Origin of the sequence: uncultured Acidovorax sp., assembly GCF_964021665.1 — a bacterium.
GTDB lineage: Bacteria > Pseudomonadota > Gammaproteobacteria > Burkholderiales > Burkholderiaceae_C > Acidovorax > Acidovorax temperans.
Map to the genome: position 1 here is coordinate 1 of NZ_CAXIAK010000026.1, position 14,755 is coordinate 14,755.

The window sequence follows — 14,755 nt, forward strand, 5'->3', positions numbered from 1 at the left end:
GGCAGGGTGGTGAACCAGGCCTGGGGGGACAGGCGCTCGGCCACCCGCGCGCGGTGGCGCTTCCACCACCTGGGGCGACGTGCGGCGCTACGGCGTATCGGTGCCGGTGTCATGGGCTTTGTCCAACGACTGGAGCCTGACCGTCGCCCCTTCTGTGGACTGGTTTGGCGAGAAAAGTGCCAGCAACAGCGAGTCCCGGGTCTGGGGCGCCATGGTGTCGGGGGTGTGGGTGAGGAAAGCGGGGTGCGGCTGTTCTTGCGCGTCACGCGCAATCTAGGCCCGCAAATGGCGCTGCACCTGTACGGCGGTGCCGTGGTGGGCTGCACGCTGCGGCTGGAAGATGCCTCCGGCAATTTGATCAAGAAGCAGAGTTTCAAGACGGCCCCGCTGATCGGGGTCTCTTTGGTGGGGCGTTTTTAGGTGCCAGAGCGACTGGCTGATGTGAATCACGCCACCCCGTGCGCTGGTTGCACGGGAAGGCGTTTTTCATTCAGTTCGATGCGTATGCCTTGTCTTTCTGGGCCGGCTGCAGTGCTTTGTCTCCACATGCTCTCGCATGTCTGTCTTGCGGTGGGTTGCAACGGCGCGCCACTGACTTTGCATGGCTGGCAGGACCTACCACAGCCCTGTTGCCCGCAGTGGAGGTGGGTATTTATCCATGTTGAAAATGGATCGAATCAAAAAGTTCCTGATGAATTGTTTCGGTTTGGTGAACATTTGGTTCCGCGCGAGGCGGTTTATCCCCGTACTAACCCTAGATACAGTCACTCCCATCGATGAGCGACACGTTCAACTGCCACTCATCGACGCAGGTCGAAACCGGCAGCTTCCGTGAAAGTGGAGTGCCGGGGCCGGCATCTGAATGTTGATCTGTAAGACAGGATTTTGATCATGAAGAACTTCCGCACTATCGCCGCTCTCTCCTTGTTTGCCCTGGGCTCTGTGGCCGCCCATGCCCAGTCTTCCGGTGCCTTCGGTGACAACTCCAACTACCCCGCTGCAGCATCCACCGCCAGCGCACTGACCCGCCAGGCCGTGATCGCTGACTTGCAAGCAGCGCGTGCCAACGGCGCCATGCCCCACGATGCAGAAGGTTCTGACGTGGCCTACAGCGCTGCCGCCGTGAACAGCGCCCGCAGCCGTGCTGAAGTTCGCGCCGAAGCCATTGCGGCCCACAAGGCTGGCCAGACCGTTCAAGGCGAACACTGATCTATTGCCGCCCCAGGCGGCACATGGCAAAACAAAGCCCGCAGACCTTTCGGCCTGCGGGCTTTGTTGCATGGGGCGGCAGGGGCGAGGCCCCAGCGCGTCATCCTTTGGGTGCGAGCACGGCCATGGTGATGCGTGACACGCAGGTCAGCTCACCCGCATCGTTCACCATGTCGATTTGCCACACCTGTGTGGTGCGGCCAATGTGCACCGGGCGGGCCGTGCCGGTGACCCAGCCGCTGGTAGCGGCACGCAAATGGTTGGCATTGATGTCCAGCCCCACGGCGCGGTGGCCCTCAGGGCTGGCATAAAAGGCGCCCATGGAACCCAGGGTTTCAGCCAGCACCACGCTGACTCCACCGTGCAGCAGCCCGAAAGGCTGACGCGTGCGCTCGTCCACCGGCACGCGGCCCCGCAGGAAGTCGTCGCCCACTTCCGTCAATTCGATCCCCAGGTGGCTGACGGCAGTGTTGGCGCCGCTCGCGGCCAGTTGTTCAACAGAGATGGGTTTCTTCCAGATGGACATGGTGTGTAGGGCTCCAGCGAGGGGGATGAAAGGACAGACGCCCGCAGTGAATGTGCCGGGGCGACGCAAAGATTATCAGCAGGCTCGAAGAACCTGTTCACAGTCTTTTTGGAGTTGCACAAGTGTCTTGCGGGGATGGGCTGCTAGGCGCAGCGCGCGGCCCACATTCATCCAAGGTGGCCCGTGCTATTGGCAAGCGGTGTAACACCGCAGACCGCCCGGCAAGCCGCTTGCCCGAAGGGTTGGAGTGAAATCGGGCCGATGAACTTGGAGCTTTGGCGCCCCGGCTGCTTGCATGGGCACCAGCCCATGCGGCGCATCCGTTGCATCCACTCATCCCGATTGCACTCCAATGCAATCTCCAAAAAGACTGTGAACAGGTTCTAAGGGTTGGCTCGGTGGTGCGAGGGGAAACCCCCCACGTACACTGATCAGTTGCTCCAAAAAGGGGGCGAGCCTTTGCGTTGAATTCTCGGGAGTTTGTTTTTTATGCAGCGTCGCCAATTTGTCACTATTGCCCCTCGCCTGGCCGCTGGTCTGGCTGCCCCTGCGCTGGTGCGCCATGCTTTTGCGCAAGACGCAGGCATTAGCAGCAAGAGCCTGACGATTGGGTGCTCGGCTTCCCTCTCGGGCCCCCTGGCCGGGTTCGGGCGCGACATCAAGCAAGGCGCAGAAGCTGCGCTGGCGCAGATCAACGCGCGCGGCGGCATCCACGGCCGCATGGTGCAACTGCAGATCCTGGATGATGGCTACGTGCCGCAGCGCACCACCGAAAACGTCCAGCAGATGATCAGCCAGGGCAGTGCCTTTGCGCTGATGTCCTGCGTGGGCACGCCCAACAACGCGGGCATTCTGCCGATGATTGAGGACGCGGGCATTCCGTATGTGGCGCCATTCACCGGGGCTTCGTCCCTGCGCAAGGGCGCCCGCAACGTGTTCCATGTGCGTGCCAGCTATACCGACGAAGTACGCCGCCTGGTGCAACGTCTGGCCGGTATGGGCCTCAAGGACATCGGCGTCGTCTACCTGGACAACGCCTACGGCCGCGAAATGTTGGAGGATTCCACCCGTTTCCTGGCGGAGCAAGGCCTCAAGCCTCTGGTGCAAGTCGCATTGGCCACCGATGGCAAGAACCTGAGCGATGTGCTGGCCAAGGTGGGCCAGGCCCGACCTGCCGCCGTGTTGCTGGCCACGGCGGGTGCCGTTTCGGTGGAACTGGTACGCGGGCTCAAGACGAACAACCCCGGTGTGCTCATGGCGGGCCTGAGCGTGACGCTGACCAGTGAAGGTCTCAAGCAGCTGGGCGATGCGGGCAGTGGGCTGGCCCTCACCATGGTCATGCCCGATCCCACTCGCGCCAAGACAGCCCTGGTGCGTGACTACCAGGCCGCCATGCGGGCGCGCGGTATTCAGGAGTTCAACCTGGGCACGCTCGAGTCTTACACCAACACCCGCGTGCTGGCCGAGGGGCTGGAGCGCGCCGGGGCCGACCCTACTCGCAGCAAGCTGCGCACCGCGCTGGCCGGGATTCGCAACCTGGACTTGGGTGGACTGGTGATTGATTACTCCGGCCAGGCCCCCTACGTAGGTTCGCGTTTTGTGGACATGGGCGTGTTGAATGGAGCCGGGCGGTTTGTGGGTTAAGGGCTGCTGACACAGCGCCTTCGGCGCCGTTGTTCCGTATCGTCGCAGCCCTGTACTACCTGGGACGGAACGCCCTCCCGGAACGCATTCCGTTAACCGACCATGCGGCCGTTGGCTCCGAGAATTCCCAGGTTCACAAACCGTGAACCGACATACGGCGCGCCGTTGCTGTAGTCCACGGTCATCCCGCCCATGTCGTGGCTGCGCACACTGGCGAGTGCCGCGCGCAGCTTGCCGCGGGTGAGTTCACGGCCGGCACGCTCGAGGCCTGCGTCCAGGCCGTGCTTCAGTTCGCGAGCCAGGCTGGCCAGAGGGCCCGTAGCGTCCAGCGAGCAGCCGACCGAAACCGTTTTGCTGTCCATGGGGTCTTGCAAACCCACTGCGCGGGAAGAGGTTGCCCAGAGAAGGCCTGTGCTGGCGGCCACCAGCGATTGGGTGAATTGACGGCGTTGCGTGGTTCGTATCCGCAAAGAAAAAGAGCCGGCCTCTGATGGAGGCCGGCCTGTGTCGTAAAAGAATCGGAGAGCTTGAAAAGCCACAAGCCCAATAGAACTAGGGTTAACCCTTGCTTTACAAAATGACTGAGCTTTTCATTAAGCCCCTTTGCAGACCCTGCGTTCGCCTTGGATCAAGCGTTCAGCGCATCGAGCCTGTTTCCACGTACTTCTGATGCCAGGACAGCGCCTCACCCAGCAGGTGGGGGGTGTGCTGACCCAGGGCGCTTTTGCGCGCGCGTGCCAGATAGTCGCGCAGGGCGGGGCGGAAGTCCGGGTGGGCGCACTTTTCAATGATGATTTCCGCCCGCTGTGTGGGCGAGTGCCCGCGCAGGTCGGCCAAGCCTTGTTCGGTGACCAGAATCTGCACGTCGTGCTCGGTGTGGTCCACGTGCGAAGCCATGGGCACGATGCAGGAGATGGCGCCGTCCTTGGCCAGCGAAGGCGTCATGAAGATCGACAGGTAGGCGTTGCGTGCGAAGTCGCCTGAGCCCCCAATACCGTTCATGATGGCCGAGCCCATGATGTGCGTGGAGTTCACGTTGCCATAGATGTCGGCTTCGATCATGCCGTTCATGGCGATCAGGCCCATGCGGCGAATCAGCTCGGGGTGGTTGCTGATCTCCTGCGGGCGCAGCACGATGCGCTCTTTGTAGAAATCGATGCGGTCGTTGAAGTCCTGCATTGCGGCGGGGCTCAGCGACAGGGCCGTGGCCGAGGCGCTGGCCAGCTTGCCCGAGCGCAGCATGTCCAGCATGCCGTCCTGCAGCACTTCGGTGTAGGCGGTGAGGTTTTCGAAAGGTCCGGCGTTCAGGCCTGCCAGCACGGCGTTGGCAATGTTGCCCACGCCCGACTGCAGCGGCAGCAGGTCAGCGGGCAGGCGGCCCAGCTTCACTTCTTGCTGCAGGAAATTGATGATGTGGCCGGCAATGCGGTTGGACGTGTCGTCAGGCGCTGCATACACCGAGTTGCGGTCGGGCTGGTGGGTTTTGACCACCGCAATCACCCTGGAGGGGTCACAGCGCAGGTAGGGCTCGCCAATGCGCTGGTGCGGCTCCGTCATCTGGATGGGCCTCCGGTTGGGCGGAACATCTGTGCCGTAGTAGATGTCGTGCATGCCCTCCAGACCCGGGTTGTGCCAAGTGTTCACTTCCAGAATGATCTTGTCCGCCTGGTCGAGCCAGGTCTTGTTGTTGCCCACGGACGAGGACGGAATCAGGCGCCCGTCGGGCAGCACCCCCGCCACTTCCACCACCGCCACGTCCAGTTTGCCCAAAAAGCCGAACCACACAAACTGGGCCACGTGCGACAGGTGGATGTCCACGTACTGCATTTGCCCGGCATTGATCTGCTTGCGGCACGTGGGGTCGGACTGGTAGGGCAGGCGCATATCGATGCCGTCCACCTGGGCCAGCGCTCCATCCAGCTCGGGGGCAGTGGAAGCACCCGTCCACAGCCCAATCTTGAAGGGCTTGCCCTGCGCGTTTTGCTGCTGGATATGCCGTGCCAACGCCTGCGGAACCGCCTTGGGGTAACCCGCCCCGGTGAAGCCGCTCATGCCCACATGGGCCCCTGCGGGGATCATGGTAGCCGCTTCGTCTGCGGTAACGATGCGCGAAAGAAAGTCTGGGTACAAAACCCGGTCGGCAAGTGACATGGGAGAGAGCGAAGAAAGGGTGGGAGAGGTGGGGCAATCGAACAGGGCTCACGTACCGTGAGCACCCGTGCGTCGCTTCAAAGAAGCGGAATGCTAACAAAAAGCCTCGCCTTGTTTAGGGGTTAACCCGAGTGGGTGGGTCAACCCTTGGCACTTGCCTCAAAGTCAGTTGCCCCCACCGCGCCAGGTTCCGGTGGGCCCTCATTCCCTCACCAAGGCTGCCGATGGCGCTCAAGCCTTGGCCGCGTGGGCCAGAAAATCCAGCACGGCTTGCTCAAAGGCCTGTGGCGCTTCCAGGTTGGAAAGGTGCGACGCAGGCACGACAGCCAGCGAAGAACCGGCGATGCTGGCCTGCATGGCCTGTGCGTCGGCCACTGTGGTCACCGGGTCATCTGCGCCGGCCAGCAGCAACGTGGGCACTGCAATGCGGCCAATGCTCTCACGCAGGTCCGAAGTGGCCAAGGCTTCGCAGCAGGCGGCGTAGCCTTCAGGGGCGATGCCTGCAATCCACGCCTGCGCGCGTTGGACGATGTCTGGATGGGTCTGGGTAAAGCCTGCGGTGAACCAGCGGCTGGGTGCGGAATCGGCCAGCGCCTGCATGGCGGCGGCACCCTGGCTGCGCACGGTGGCGGCACGCTCTTGCCATGCCTGTGCGGTGCCGATCTTGGCAGCGCTGTTGCACACGGCAATGCCGCGCATGCGCGTGCCAGCGTGCACCCCCAGCCACAGCCCGGTGTGGCCGCCCATCGAGATACCGCAGAAATATGCTTGGTCGATGTTCAGCGCATCGAGCAGCGCCAGCACATCCTGACCCAGGTCGTCCATGCGGTAGGGGCCTGGGGTGACAGGGCTGCCGCCATGGCCGCGCGTGTCGTAGCGGATCAAGCGGTGGCTGGCGGACAGCGCGGCCACTTGCGCATCCCACATCTCCAGCGTGGTGCCCAATGAATTGCTCAACACCAAGGCAGGTGCGTCAGGGCTGCCGTCGATGGCAACGCGGAAGGTGCCACGGCTTGTGGTGAGGAGGCTTGGGGGATTGCTCATGGTTTCTCCAGTTTCTTAGGGGGTGGCAAACGCCAAAAATCCCCGGCGCCAGGGGCGCTGGGGATTTCATGCATGGGCGCGGAATACTTTGCGCTCAGCCAGAGACGGCCGTTGGCGCTCGTCGGCTCGCAGGGTTTGCAACAGGTGCCACCAAGGGGGTAGCGCTGCGGCGGTTGAACAGAATAAAGCAACCCATGGCCAACGCGGCGACCAGGCCAGGGATTGCGAACACCAGGAAGTTCATTTGCAGGGGCAACGCAGCAGCCAGCAACGAGCCGCCCAACAACGGCCCCACGATGGCGCCGGTGCGGCCCACGCCCGAAGCCCAGCCCAGACCGGTGGAGCGCATGGCCAGCGGGTAGAACTGCGCCGTGTTGGCGTACAGCAGGATCTGCGTGCCGATGGTGGTGGCGCCTGCGATGAAGATCAGCAGATACAGCACAGGCATGGGGCTCTTGAAGCCGGGCAGCGCAATCGCCAGGGTGCCGGCCGTGAAGAAGGCCACCACCCCCGCGCGTGCGGCGCGGTTTTCAAAGGGGCGCCAAAGGGCGAAGCCGGCGGTAGTGCACCGTGGCGCTACCGCCGCAGGAGGGTCAGGCCGCCAGGCGTGGGCGGTCGACCAGCTGGTTGTCAACGCCGTTGACCAGGCTGCTGAGCTTGAAGTCGAACACGATCTCTGCGAAAGGACCGTTCAGGCCGTTGGCCTGGATGGAGGCTGCGTCCGTGCGCTCCACCAGTGCGGGCACCAGGCCTTCACGCGTGGCGTAGGCGAAGTCATCGTTCAACAGTGGGTCGCTGTCGATGTTGATCTGTGTAGTCAGCTTGCGGTGGCCCTCAGCCGTGACAAAGAAGTGGATGTGGGCGGGGCGGTTGCCGTGGCGACCCAGCTGATTCAGCAGTGCTTGTGTGGGGCCATCGGGCGGGCAGCCATAGCCTTGGGGCACGATGCTCTGGAACTTGTAGCGGCCCTGGTCGTCGGTGATGATGGTGCGGCGCATGTTGAAGGCCTTTTGCTCACCAGTGGGGTCGTAGTGTGAGTAGAAGCCTTTGGTGTTGGCGTGCCAGACTTCAACCTTGGCGTTGGGCATGGGCTTGCCGTCCGCGCTGTACACCGTGCCGTGCATGATCAGCGTGTGGCCTGCCTTATCACTGCCGTCGTCCAGGCGGGCAAAGCCCTTGGCTTCCGGCGCGCCGGCCACGTACAGAGGGCCTTCGATGGTGCGGGGCGTGCCATTTTCAACGCCCAGTTCCTTGTCCTTGGCGTCCATGCGCATGTCCAGGAAATGGTCCAGGCCCAGGCCGGGGGAGAGCAGACCGGCTTCGCCACGAGCGCCCAGGGTGTTCAGGTACGCAACACCGGCCCAGTATTCGTCCGATGTGATGTCCAGATCGTCAATGGCTTTGAACAGGTCGGACAGCAGGCGGTGCACGATCTGTTTGGCGCGTGGGTTGCCGCCACTCTGGTTCAGGCCGCTGGCCAGACGCAGGAAGTCCTGGACTTCAGGGGTGTTGAAAATTTGGATGGCCATGGGGAGATCTCCTGGGGGTCGTTGTGAAAGGTAAAGCGGGCCAGCGGTGACGGGGCCCATCCGTCATGCAATCTGTGGTTGCGGTGTGGGTTGGGCAGCGGCTATCAGGCCGCTGCGTTTCTTGTCGCGTCGGAAGTACTGCACGCGCTCTTCGTCCAGGGCAATGCCCAGGCCGGGCGCCGTGGGCACCGCCAGTTCGAAATCCCGGTATTGCAGGGGCTCTGCCAGGATCTCTTCCGTCAGCAGCAGCGGGCCGAACAGTTCGGTGCCCCACTGCAGGTGCTTGAAGGTGGCAAACACGTGGGCGGACGCGATCGTTCCCACGGCGCCTTCGAGCATGGTGCCGCCGTACAGCTCAATGCCTGCTGCGTCGGCAATGGCCGCCACCTGTTGTGCGGCCTGCAGACCGCCGGATTGCTCGGTCTTGACGGCGAAGACATCAGCGGCGGCGTCGCGTGCCAGCGCAAATGCAGAAATGGGGCCGGTGAGTGATTCGTCTGCCATCACGGCAATGGGATGGCGCCCCTTGAGGCGTCCCATGGCCTCGGCCGACGCCACGGGCTGCTCCACCAGTTCGCAGCCTGCGTCTGCCAGGCCGGCCAGACCTTGCTGGGCTTCCAGCTCGCTCCAGGCCATGTTCACGTCCACGCGCACCGCGCCGCGGTCGCCCAGGGCTTTCTTGATGGCGGCCACGTGGGCCACATCAGCGGCCACGCTGCGGCGGCCAATCTTCAGCTTGAAGGTCTTGTGCCGGCGCAGCGCCAGCATGCGCTCGGCTTCGTCAATGTCTTTGGCGGTATCGCCGGAGGCCAGTGTCCAGGCCACGGGCAGGCTGTCGCGCACACGCCCGCCCAGCAGTTGCGACACGGGCAGCCCGGTGCGGTGGCCCAGTGCATCGAACAAGGCGGTTTCCACCGCGCACTTGGCGAAACGGTTTTCCTTGATGGCTTTGTTGAGCTTGGCCATGAGGGCCTGCACGTGGTTGGCGTCAGCACCCACGAGCAACGGCGCGAAGTAGGTGTCGATGGCCAGCTTCATGCCCTCGGGCGATTCCGCGCCGTAGGCCAGTCCGCCGATAGTGGTGCCTTCGCCCACGCCCACGGTGCCGTCCGAGCAGTACAGGCGCACCAGCATGAACGTTTGCCCGTTCATGGTGGCCATGGACAACTGGTGTGGCCGGATCGTGGGCAGGTCTACCAGGAAGGTTTCCACCCGTTCAATCACGGCCGCACTGGCTGGAAGAGGGAGGCTGGGGCTGTGTTGCATGGTGCGAATTGAACAGCTTGGCCTTCCGCCAATCCAACACCAAATTGGTCTTATGGCATACCTAAAAGATATAGTTCAGCGTTACACCAATAAAAATCAACCACTTGCAGTGGTGATATGCCTGCATTTGTATGGTTTACCCTTATGGACATCCGTCAGCTCAAATATTTCGTGGCTGTGGCCAACGAGCGCAATTTCACCCGCGCCTCTGAAGTGCTGCACATCGCCCAGCCGCCGCTGAGTCGGCAGATCCAGTTGCTGGAGGAGGAGCTGGGCGTGCAGCTCATCCTGCGCAATAGCCGTCCGCTGCGGCTCACCGAGGCGGGGCGCGTTTTTTACGAGCAGGCGCTGCAAATCATCAACCGGCTGGACCAGCTCAAGACGGCCACCCGCCAAATTGGCCTGCAGCAGCGAGAGACCGTGTCCATCGGGTTCGTGCCCTCTACTTTGTACGGTGGTCTCCCGATGCTGGTGCGCAAGCTGCGCCAGCATTACCCCGATGTGGACATCCAGCCGGTGGAGCTGACGTCCACCCAGCAGATTGGGGCCCTGAAGTCAGGCCGCATCGATGTGGGCTTTGGCCGCATCCGGGGCAACGATTCCACGGTGGCCCGCACGGTGCTGCGCGAAGAACGCCTGGTGCTGGCCATTCCGCCCGATTCACCCCTGGCTGCCAACGCTGGCCACATCAGCCTGAGTGAGCTCAACGGGCAAAAGCTCATCGTCTACCCCAAGGAGCCCAGGCCGAGTTTTGCGGACCATGTGCTGAGCTTTCTGAACGACCAGGACATTCGCCCCTCAGTAATCCACGAGGTTCGGGAGATCCAGACCGCCCTGGGCTTGGTGGCGGCGGAGTATGGGCTGTGCCTGATTCCGTCGTCAGCGCGTTTGCGCAGCGATCTGCACTACCGCCTGATCGATGACCCGCGCATCACCTCGCCCATCATCCTGAGCCACCGGCTCAACGACAACGCCTGGTACATCGCCGCCATCAAGCAACTCGTCAGTGACATGTACGCAGAAAACCCGCCATGGCTGGATGTGGAGCACAACGTGTTGCCCGGCACGGGCCTGCCCCCGTCCAGGAAGGCTGCCAAGGAAAAGAAGGCCCAGAAAAAGCGCCCTGAGATCGGGCGCTTGGGGGGAGCCTGCCGCGCAGGGGGCGGCAGGTTGAGAGAGGCTCAACCCTTGCGGTTGAGCAATGCGTACAGAATGATCGCGCCGAAGGTGGCGGTGCCGATGCCGCCCAGGGCAAATTCACCAAACTTCAGTGTGAAGTCGCCCGTGCCCAGGATCAGGGTGATGGCTGCCACGATGAGGTTCTTGTTCTGCGAGAAGTCCACCTTGTTGTCCACCCAGATCTTGGCGCCGGCCACAGCGATCAGGCCAAACACCACGATGGAGACACCACCCATCACCGGCAGCGGAATGGTCTGGATCAGCGCGCCAAACTTGGGCGAGAAGCCCAGCACCAGAGCGAACACGCCAGCGAGCAGGAACACGGCGGTGGAGTAGATCTTGGTGGCGGCCATCACGCCGATGTTTTCGGCGTAGGTGGTCACGCCCGTGCCGCCAGCGCTGCCGCTGACCATGGTGGCAATGCCGTCGCCAATGAAAGCGCGGCCCATGTAGCGGTCCAGGTCCTGGCCGGTCATGGCTGTCACGGCCTTGATGTGGCCCAGGTTCTCAGCCACCAGGATGATGGCCACCGGGGCGATGAGCAGCATGGCGCTGCCGCTGAACACGGGGGCCGCAAAGCTGGGCATGCCAAACCAGGGCGCATTGGCCAGGGCCGACAGGTCCATGGGTTTGCCCAGGCCCATGCCGTTGGTCAGCACGGCATAGACGATGCTGGCGGCAATCAGCCCCACCAGAATCAACAGGCGCTGCACCATGCCGCGTGTGAGCACGGCCACCAGGCCCACGCACACGAAGGTGACGGCCTGCATCCAGCTGTCAAAGTTGCTCGCGGCCATGTTCTTGATGGGGATGCCTGCCAGGTTCAGGCCGATCACCGCCACCACCGAGCCCGTGACCACGGGGGGCATGCAGCGCTCAATCCACCGTGTGCCAATGGCCTGCACCAGTGCGCCGATCAGCGTGTACAGCAGGCCGCAGGCAATGATGCCGCCCAGTGCCACGCCGATATTGGCGTTGGCACCCTTGCCCGCGTAGCCCGTGGCTGCAATCACCACGCCAATGAAGGCAAAGCTGGAGCCCAGGTAGCTGGGCACCTTGCCGCCGGTGACCAGAAAGAAGATGAGCGTGCCCAGCCCGCTCATGAGAATGGCCACGTTGGGGTCGAACCCCATCAGGATGGGGGCCAGCACCGTGGCGCCAAACATGGCAATCACGTGTTGCACACCCATCACCGCCGTTTGCGGCCACGGCAGGCGCTCGTCCGGGCCAACGACACCGCCTTGCTGCAGCACGTCGGGGCTTTTGACTTTCCAGTCCATCAATCCCATGGTGTATTCCTTGTAAAAATTCGTGTGCTGGATGCTAGTGGATTTCTGCCTGTTGTTGCGTCGTGTGAAGGCGCTGCCTGGCCGGCTGTTGGCGCCCAGGCCGCTGCGGGGCAGCAGTTAGGATGCGGGGCGTTGCGCCCGCTTCGGGCGCGAGACGAGTTATCTGCCACCCTGCCCGCCATGAAGCCCACGCCCCTGTGCCCCTCTTGCCGCCTGCCCATGGAGGTTCACCAGCTCGACGGCCACGACCATGGGTTGGGCCATGGCGTGGTGGAGCTGGACATTTGCTTTGCGTGCCAGGGCATCTGGTTTGACCACCGCGAAAACCTCAAGCTCAGCCCCCAGGCCGTGGTAGAGCTGTTTACGCTGCTGCACCAGCACCGCACGGACGAGCGCCGCCCCCTGCAGCGCCAGCTGGCCTGCCCGCGCTGCGTGCGACCGCTGGCGCCGTCGTTCGACGTGGTGCGCAGCGGCCGCTACATGGTGTACCGCTGCGCGCAGCAGCACGGGCGCTTCAGCGCGTTTTCGTCTTTCATGGTCGAAAAGGGCTTTGTGCGCCACCTCACGCGCGCGGAGGTGGATGATTTGGCCCGGCGCGTGGACGCCATCTACTGCACCGGCTGCGGCGCGCCGGTGGACATTCGAAAAGACCACGCCTGCCCGCACTGCCGCGCCGCGTTCTCGCTGATTGACCCCGAGGCCGTGAAAAAAGCGCTGGAAGGCTACCGGGTTGCGGCGGCGCCCGCTGCCGCACCTTCTGCCCCCGATCTGGCCGACGCCCTGGTGATGCTGGAGCGGGACCGCAACCGCGCGCAGCGTGAACAGCAGAGAAAACGCTTTTCCGGCGAAGCGGAAGATTCCATCACTGGCGACCTCTTCGCTGCCGGGGTGGCCGTGGTGGTGGGCATGCTGATGGGCAAGTGACTGCCCTGGGTTCCTAGGCCTTGGCGGGCTTGCGGCTGCTTCTGCTGGCCTTCTTCTTGCCCGAGCCCGCTTTCTTGCCGCGCAGGTGCAGCCCCCAGCTCACCAGCACCCAGAGGTAAGACGCCAGCACCGAATACGCCGCGATGGCGGGCAGTGACAGGGGAGGAGCGGCGATGGAGCGCGGGTTGCTCAGTGTTTCGAGCAGTTGCTTGGTGCCTGCGCCCAGCACCGGGACGGCCTGCGCCGTGCCAGGGCGCGCCATGCGGGCGGCCATGAAGACGAAGAACTCCATCAGCAGGGCTCCCACCAGGTAGCAGGCCAGCAGCGCCATCAGGTACGAAAAAGACCGGCGGTCGCCTTTGGCAAGAAACACAACGGCCGACAGCAGCACCAGTGCGGGCAGCAGCAGGGCCACGGCGGGCCAGGCAGACATGAGGGTGGGCATGGCAGTGAAAGCGGTGAAGTAAGGCGAGGAAGACCGAGGGCAGGGCGGCGGAACCGCAGCGCACCGGCCGGGCAGAAGCCCTGCCCGCGTGGCGCGGCTGCCGATCATAGTGGTCGGCGTGGGTCGTCCTCCTGTGCCGCCACGTCCTCAACGTAACCGGGCTTTACCAAGTGCCGGCCCGGCTGGCACTTCAGCGCCCTGGCCTGGCAGCCGCCAGGGCCGTGCCCAGCCGTGCCAGCGGCGTTTGCCATGCCGGTGTTTTGCCGGTGAGCTGCCCGACGATGGCCGCCTTGAGCGGCGGCAGGTGCCGCGCGCCTTGCAGCACCGCTTGCCGCAACAGGCGGGGCAGGGGGCGGGCGTCGGTGTACAGCCGCACGATGGCGTTGGTGCCTTGATAGATAGGCCAGGCGTGCAGGTGGTGGGCGCGGGCATAAGGCGCCAGCGCGGCGGCGTCGCCCAGGTCCTGCCCCCGCTGGCGGGCGGCCTCCAGCGCTTGCGTCAACCGCTCCACCCCCGCCAGGCCCAGGTTGTAGCCATGGGCGGTGACCGGGTGCATGCCCACTGCGGCGTCGCCCAGCAGGGCGCAGCGCGGCCCGGTGAAGCGCTGCGCGTACACGGCGACCAGCGGATAGGCGTGGCGCTGCTCGATCAGCTCCATGTCGCCCAGCCGGTGCTGGAACTGCGCCTGCACCTCGGCCGTGAATGCGGCGGGCTCCAGCGCCATCAGGCGTGCGGCGTCGGCGGCCTGCGCCGTGACCACGACCGAGCATTGCGGGCGGCCCGCTGCGTCGTCAGGCAGGGGCAGCACCGCGAGGGTGCGTTCGTAGCCAAAGCATTCGTGGGCGGTGTCTGCGTGGGGCTGGGTGTGGCGCATGCGGCAGACGATGACGGTGCGGCCAAAGTCGGTCATCTGGGCGCCAATGCCCAGCTGGCGGCGTGCGGCAGAAAAGCGGCTGTCGGCCGCCACCACCAGCGGTGCGCACAGGCGCTGGCTGGCCTGGCCGGGGGCGGCAGCGTCGGTGTAATCGACTTCTGCGTGCGTGGGCAGGGTGGCCACCCGGTGCACTTGCGCACCCGGCACGACGCGCACGCCCGGCGTGCTGGCGGCCACGCCATAGGCCGTGCGCCGCAGGGCGTGGTTGGGCACGATGAAGCCCAGTGGCATCGATGGCGCGGGCGCAGCGCCAGCGCCGTGCGCCACCTGCAATTGCATGGCGCTGTGTGCGCCCACCGGGCCGTCGTGCACATGGGCGGCGCGGATGTGCCCCATCTCGCTGGCGGTCAGGCCCGCCCACGAACCCAGGCGCTGCAAGGTGGCCACGCTGGGGTGGGTGAGCGCGATCTCGCGGCCGTCGGGCGCGGGCTGCTCCAGCGTGGCGGCGGGGTTCTGGTCCAGCACGGTGGCGGTAAAGCCCGCTTTTGCCAAAGAGATGGCCAGCGACAGGCCCGCTGGCCCGGCGCCCACGATGAGTACGTCGCTGTGCATGTGCATGAAAGGGGGTGCGATTGGCGCAAAAAAAAAGAGCAGGCATTGTGGGCCGGGGTATGC

At 64.4% G+C, this 14,755-nt stretch carries 13 protein-coding genes and 2 pseudogenes; 5 read left to right on the forward strand and 10 right to left on the reverse strand.

The window, feature by feature from the left end; genetic code table 11:
• Positions 1-225: 225 nt before the first annotated feature.
• Positions 226-420, forward strand: coding sequence for a hypothetical protein (locus AADJ04_RS07810; RefSeq protein ID WP_341239264.1), 195 nt, complete (start codon positions 226-228; stop codon positions 418-420).
• A 471-nt stretch (positions 421-891) separates the two neighbouring features.
• Complete coding sequence (locus AADJ04_RS07815; protein ID WP_066691171.1) at positions 892-1,209, forward strand: DUF4148 domain-containing protein; 318 nt, start codon at positions 892-894, stop codon at positions 1,207-1,209.
• A gap of 100 nt (positions 1,210-1,309) precedes the next feature.
• Here the strand turns inward: AADJ04_RS07815 and AADJ04_RS07820 are convergent, their stop codons facing one another.
• Positions 1,310-1,735 (reverse strand): hotdog fold thioesterase, encoded by a 426-nt coding sequence (locus AADJ04_RS07820; RefSeq protein ID WP_066691168.1) that lies wholly within the window; start codon positions 1,733-1,735, stop codon positions 1,310-1,312.
• A gap of 489 nt (positions 1,736-2,224) precedes the next feature.
• On the opposite strand from AADJ04_RS07820, the gene AADJ04_RS07825 reads away from it, so the two are divergent.
• Positions 2,225-3,379 (forward strand): ABC transporter substrate-binding protein, encoded by a 1,155-nt coding sequence (locus AADJ04_RS07825; protein ID WP_341239265.1) that lies wholly within the window; start codon positions 2,225-2,227, stop codon positions 3,377-3,379.
• Positions 3,380-3,471: 92 nt separating this feature from the next.
• On the opposite strand, the gene AADJ04_RS07830 is transcribed toward AADJ04_RS07825, so the two are convergent.
• The 6 genes and pseudogenes from AADJ04_RS07830 to AADJ04_RS07855 form a co-directional block, all read right to left on the reverse strand.
• Positions 3,472-3,741: a hypothetical protein gene (locus tag AADJ04_RS07830; RefSeq protein WP_341239266.1), complete on the reverse strand. Its 270-nt coding sequence runs from the start codon at positions 3,739-3,741 to the stop codon at positions 3,472-3,474.
• Between the two features lie 274 nt (positions 3,742-4,015).
• Positions 4,016-5,530 carry an acetyl-CoA hydrolase/transferase family protein gene (locus tag AADJ04_RS07835; protein WP_341239267.1) on the reverse strand — a complete coding sequence of 505 codons (1,515 nt, stop codon included), beginning with the start codon at positions 5,528-5,530 and terminating at the stop codon, positions 4,016-4,018.
• Between the two features lie 231 nt (positions 5,531-5,761).
• Positions 5,762-6,574: a 3-oxoadipate enol-lactonase gene (gene pcaD / locus AADJ04_RS07840; RefSeq protein ID WP_341239268.1), complete on the reverse strand. Its 813-nt coding sequence runs from the start codon at positions 6,572-6,574 to the stop codon at positions 5,762-5,764.
• 94 nt (positions 6,575-6,668) lie between these two features.
• Positions 6,669-7,082, reverse strand: a pseudogene (locus AADJ04_RS07845) (MFS transporter); the annotation flags it as partial.
• 85 nt (positions 7,083-7,167) lie between these two features.
• Positions 7,168-8,103, reverse strand: coding sequence for a catechol 1,2-dioxygenase (gene catA / locus AADJ04_RS07850; protein WP_341239269.1), 936 nt, complete (start codon positions 8,101-8,103; stop codon positions 7,168-7,170).
• A 63-nt stretch (positions 8,104-8,166) separates the two neighbouring features.
• Complete coding sequence (locus AADJ04_RS07855; protein WP_341239270.1) at positions 8,167-9,369, reverse strand: muconate/chloromuconate family cycloisomerase; 1,203 nt, start codon at positions 9,367-9,369, stop codon at positions 8,167-8,169.
• A gap of 144 nt (positions 9,370-9,513) precedes the next feature.
• Between AADJ04_RS07855 and AADJ04_RS07860 the strand changes: the two are divergent.
• Positions 9,514-10,458, forward strand: a pseudogene (locus AADJ04_RS07860) (LysR family transcriptional regulator); the annotation flags it as partial.
• A gap of 92 nt (positions 10,459-10,550) precedes the next feature.
• On the opposite strand, the gene AADJ04_RS07865 reads toward AADJ04_RS07860, so the two are convergent.
• Positions 10,551-11,837: a solute carrier family 23 protein gene (locus AADJ04_RS07865; RefSeq protein WP_066696626.1), complete on the reverse strand. Its 1,287-nt coding sequence runs from the start codon at positions 11,835-11,837 to the stop codon at positions 10,551-10,553.
• Between the two features lie 180 nt (positions 11,838-12,017).
• Between AADJ04_RS07865 and AADJ04_RS07870 the strand changes: the two genes are divergently transcribed.
• Positions 12,018-12,761, forward strand: a complete 744-nt coding sequence (locus AADJ04_RS07870; protein WP_341239271.1) for a zf-TFIIB domain-containing protein — start codon at positions 12,018-12,020, stop codon at positions 12,759-12,761.
• Between the two features lie 13 nt (positions 12,762-12,774).
• On the opposite strand, the gene AADJ04_RS07875 is transcribed toward AADJ04_RS07870, so the two are convergent.
• Both AADJ04_RS07875 and ubiM read right to left on the reverse strand, forming a co-directional pair.
• The gene (locus AADJ04_RS07875) at positions 12,775-13,206 is read right to left on the reverse strand and encodes a hypothetical protein (protein ID WP_044397253.1); all 432 of its coding nucleotides are present in this window, start codon (positions 13,204-13,206) and stop codon (positions 12,775-12,777) included.
• Positions 13,207-13,396: 190 nt separating this feature from the next.
• Positions 13,397-14,698, reverse strand: a complete 1,302-nt coding sequence (ubiM, locus tag AADJ04_RS07880) for a 5-demethoxyubiquinol-8 5-hydroxylase UbiM (RefSeq protein ID WP_341239272.1) — start codon at positions 14,696-14,698, stop codon at positions 13,397-13,399.
• Between the last annotated feature and the right edge of the window lie 57 nt (positions 14,699-14,755).

What these genes read in the sequence shown, in the direction of transcription:
- AADJ04_RS07815 (WP_066691171.1), top strand. Translation starts at nt 892, where the DNA reads ATGAAGAACTTCCGCACTATCGCCGCTCTCTCCTTGTTTGCCCTGGGC.
- AADJ04_RS07820 (WP_066691168.1), bottom strand. Translation starts at nt 1,735, where the DNA reads ATGTCCATCTGGAAGAAACCCATCTCTGTTGAACAACTGGCCGCGAGC.
- AADJ04_RS07825 (WP_341239265.1), top strand. Translation starts at nt 2,225, where the DNA reads ATGCAGCGTCGCCAATTTGTCACTATTGCCCCTCGCCTGGCCGCTGGT.
- AADJ04_RS07830 (WP_341239266.1), bottom strand. Translation starts at nt 3,741, where the DNA reads ATGGACAGCAAAACGGTTTCGGTCGGCTGCTCGCTGGACGCTACGGGC.
- AADJ04_RS07835 (WP_341239267.1), bottom strand. Translation starts at nt 5,530, where the DNA reads ATGTCACTTGCCGACCGGGTTTTGTACCCAGACTTTCTTTCGCGCATC.
- pcaD (WP_341239268.1), bottom strand. Translation starts at nt 6,574, where the DNA reads ATGAGCAATCCCCCAAGCCTCCTCACCACAAGCCGTGGCACCTTCCGC.
- catA (WP_341239269.1), bottom strand. Translation starts at nt 8,103, where the DNA reads ATGGCCATCCAAATTTTCAACACCCCTGAAGTCCAGGACTTCCTGCGT.
- AADJ04_RS07855 (WP_341239270.1), bottom strand. Translation starts at nt 9,369, where the DNA reads ATGCAACACAGCCCCAGCCTCCCTCTTCCAGCCAGTGCGGCCGTGATT.
- AADJ04_RS07865 (WP_066696626.1), bottom strand. Translation starts at nt 11,837, where the DNA reads ATGGGATTGATGGACTGGAAAGTCAAAAGCCCCGACGTGCTGCAGCAA.
- AADJ04_RS07870 (WP_341239271.1), top strand. Translation starts at nt 12,018, where the DNA reads ATGAAGCCCACGCCCCTGTGCCCCTCTTGCCGCCTGCCCATGGAGGTT.
- AADJ04_RS07875 (WP_044397253.1), bottom strand. Translation starts at nt 13,206, where the DNA reads ATGCCCACCCTCATGTCTGCCTGGCCCGCCGTGGCCCTGCTGCTGCCC.
- ubiM (WP_341239272.1), bottom strand. Translation starts at nt 14,698, where the DNA reads ATGCACATGCACAGCGACGTACTCATCGTGGGCGCCGGGCCAGCGGGC.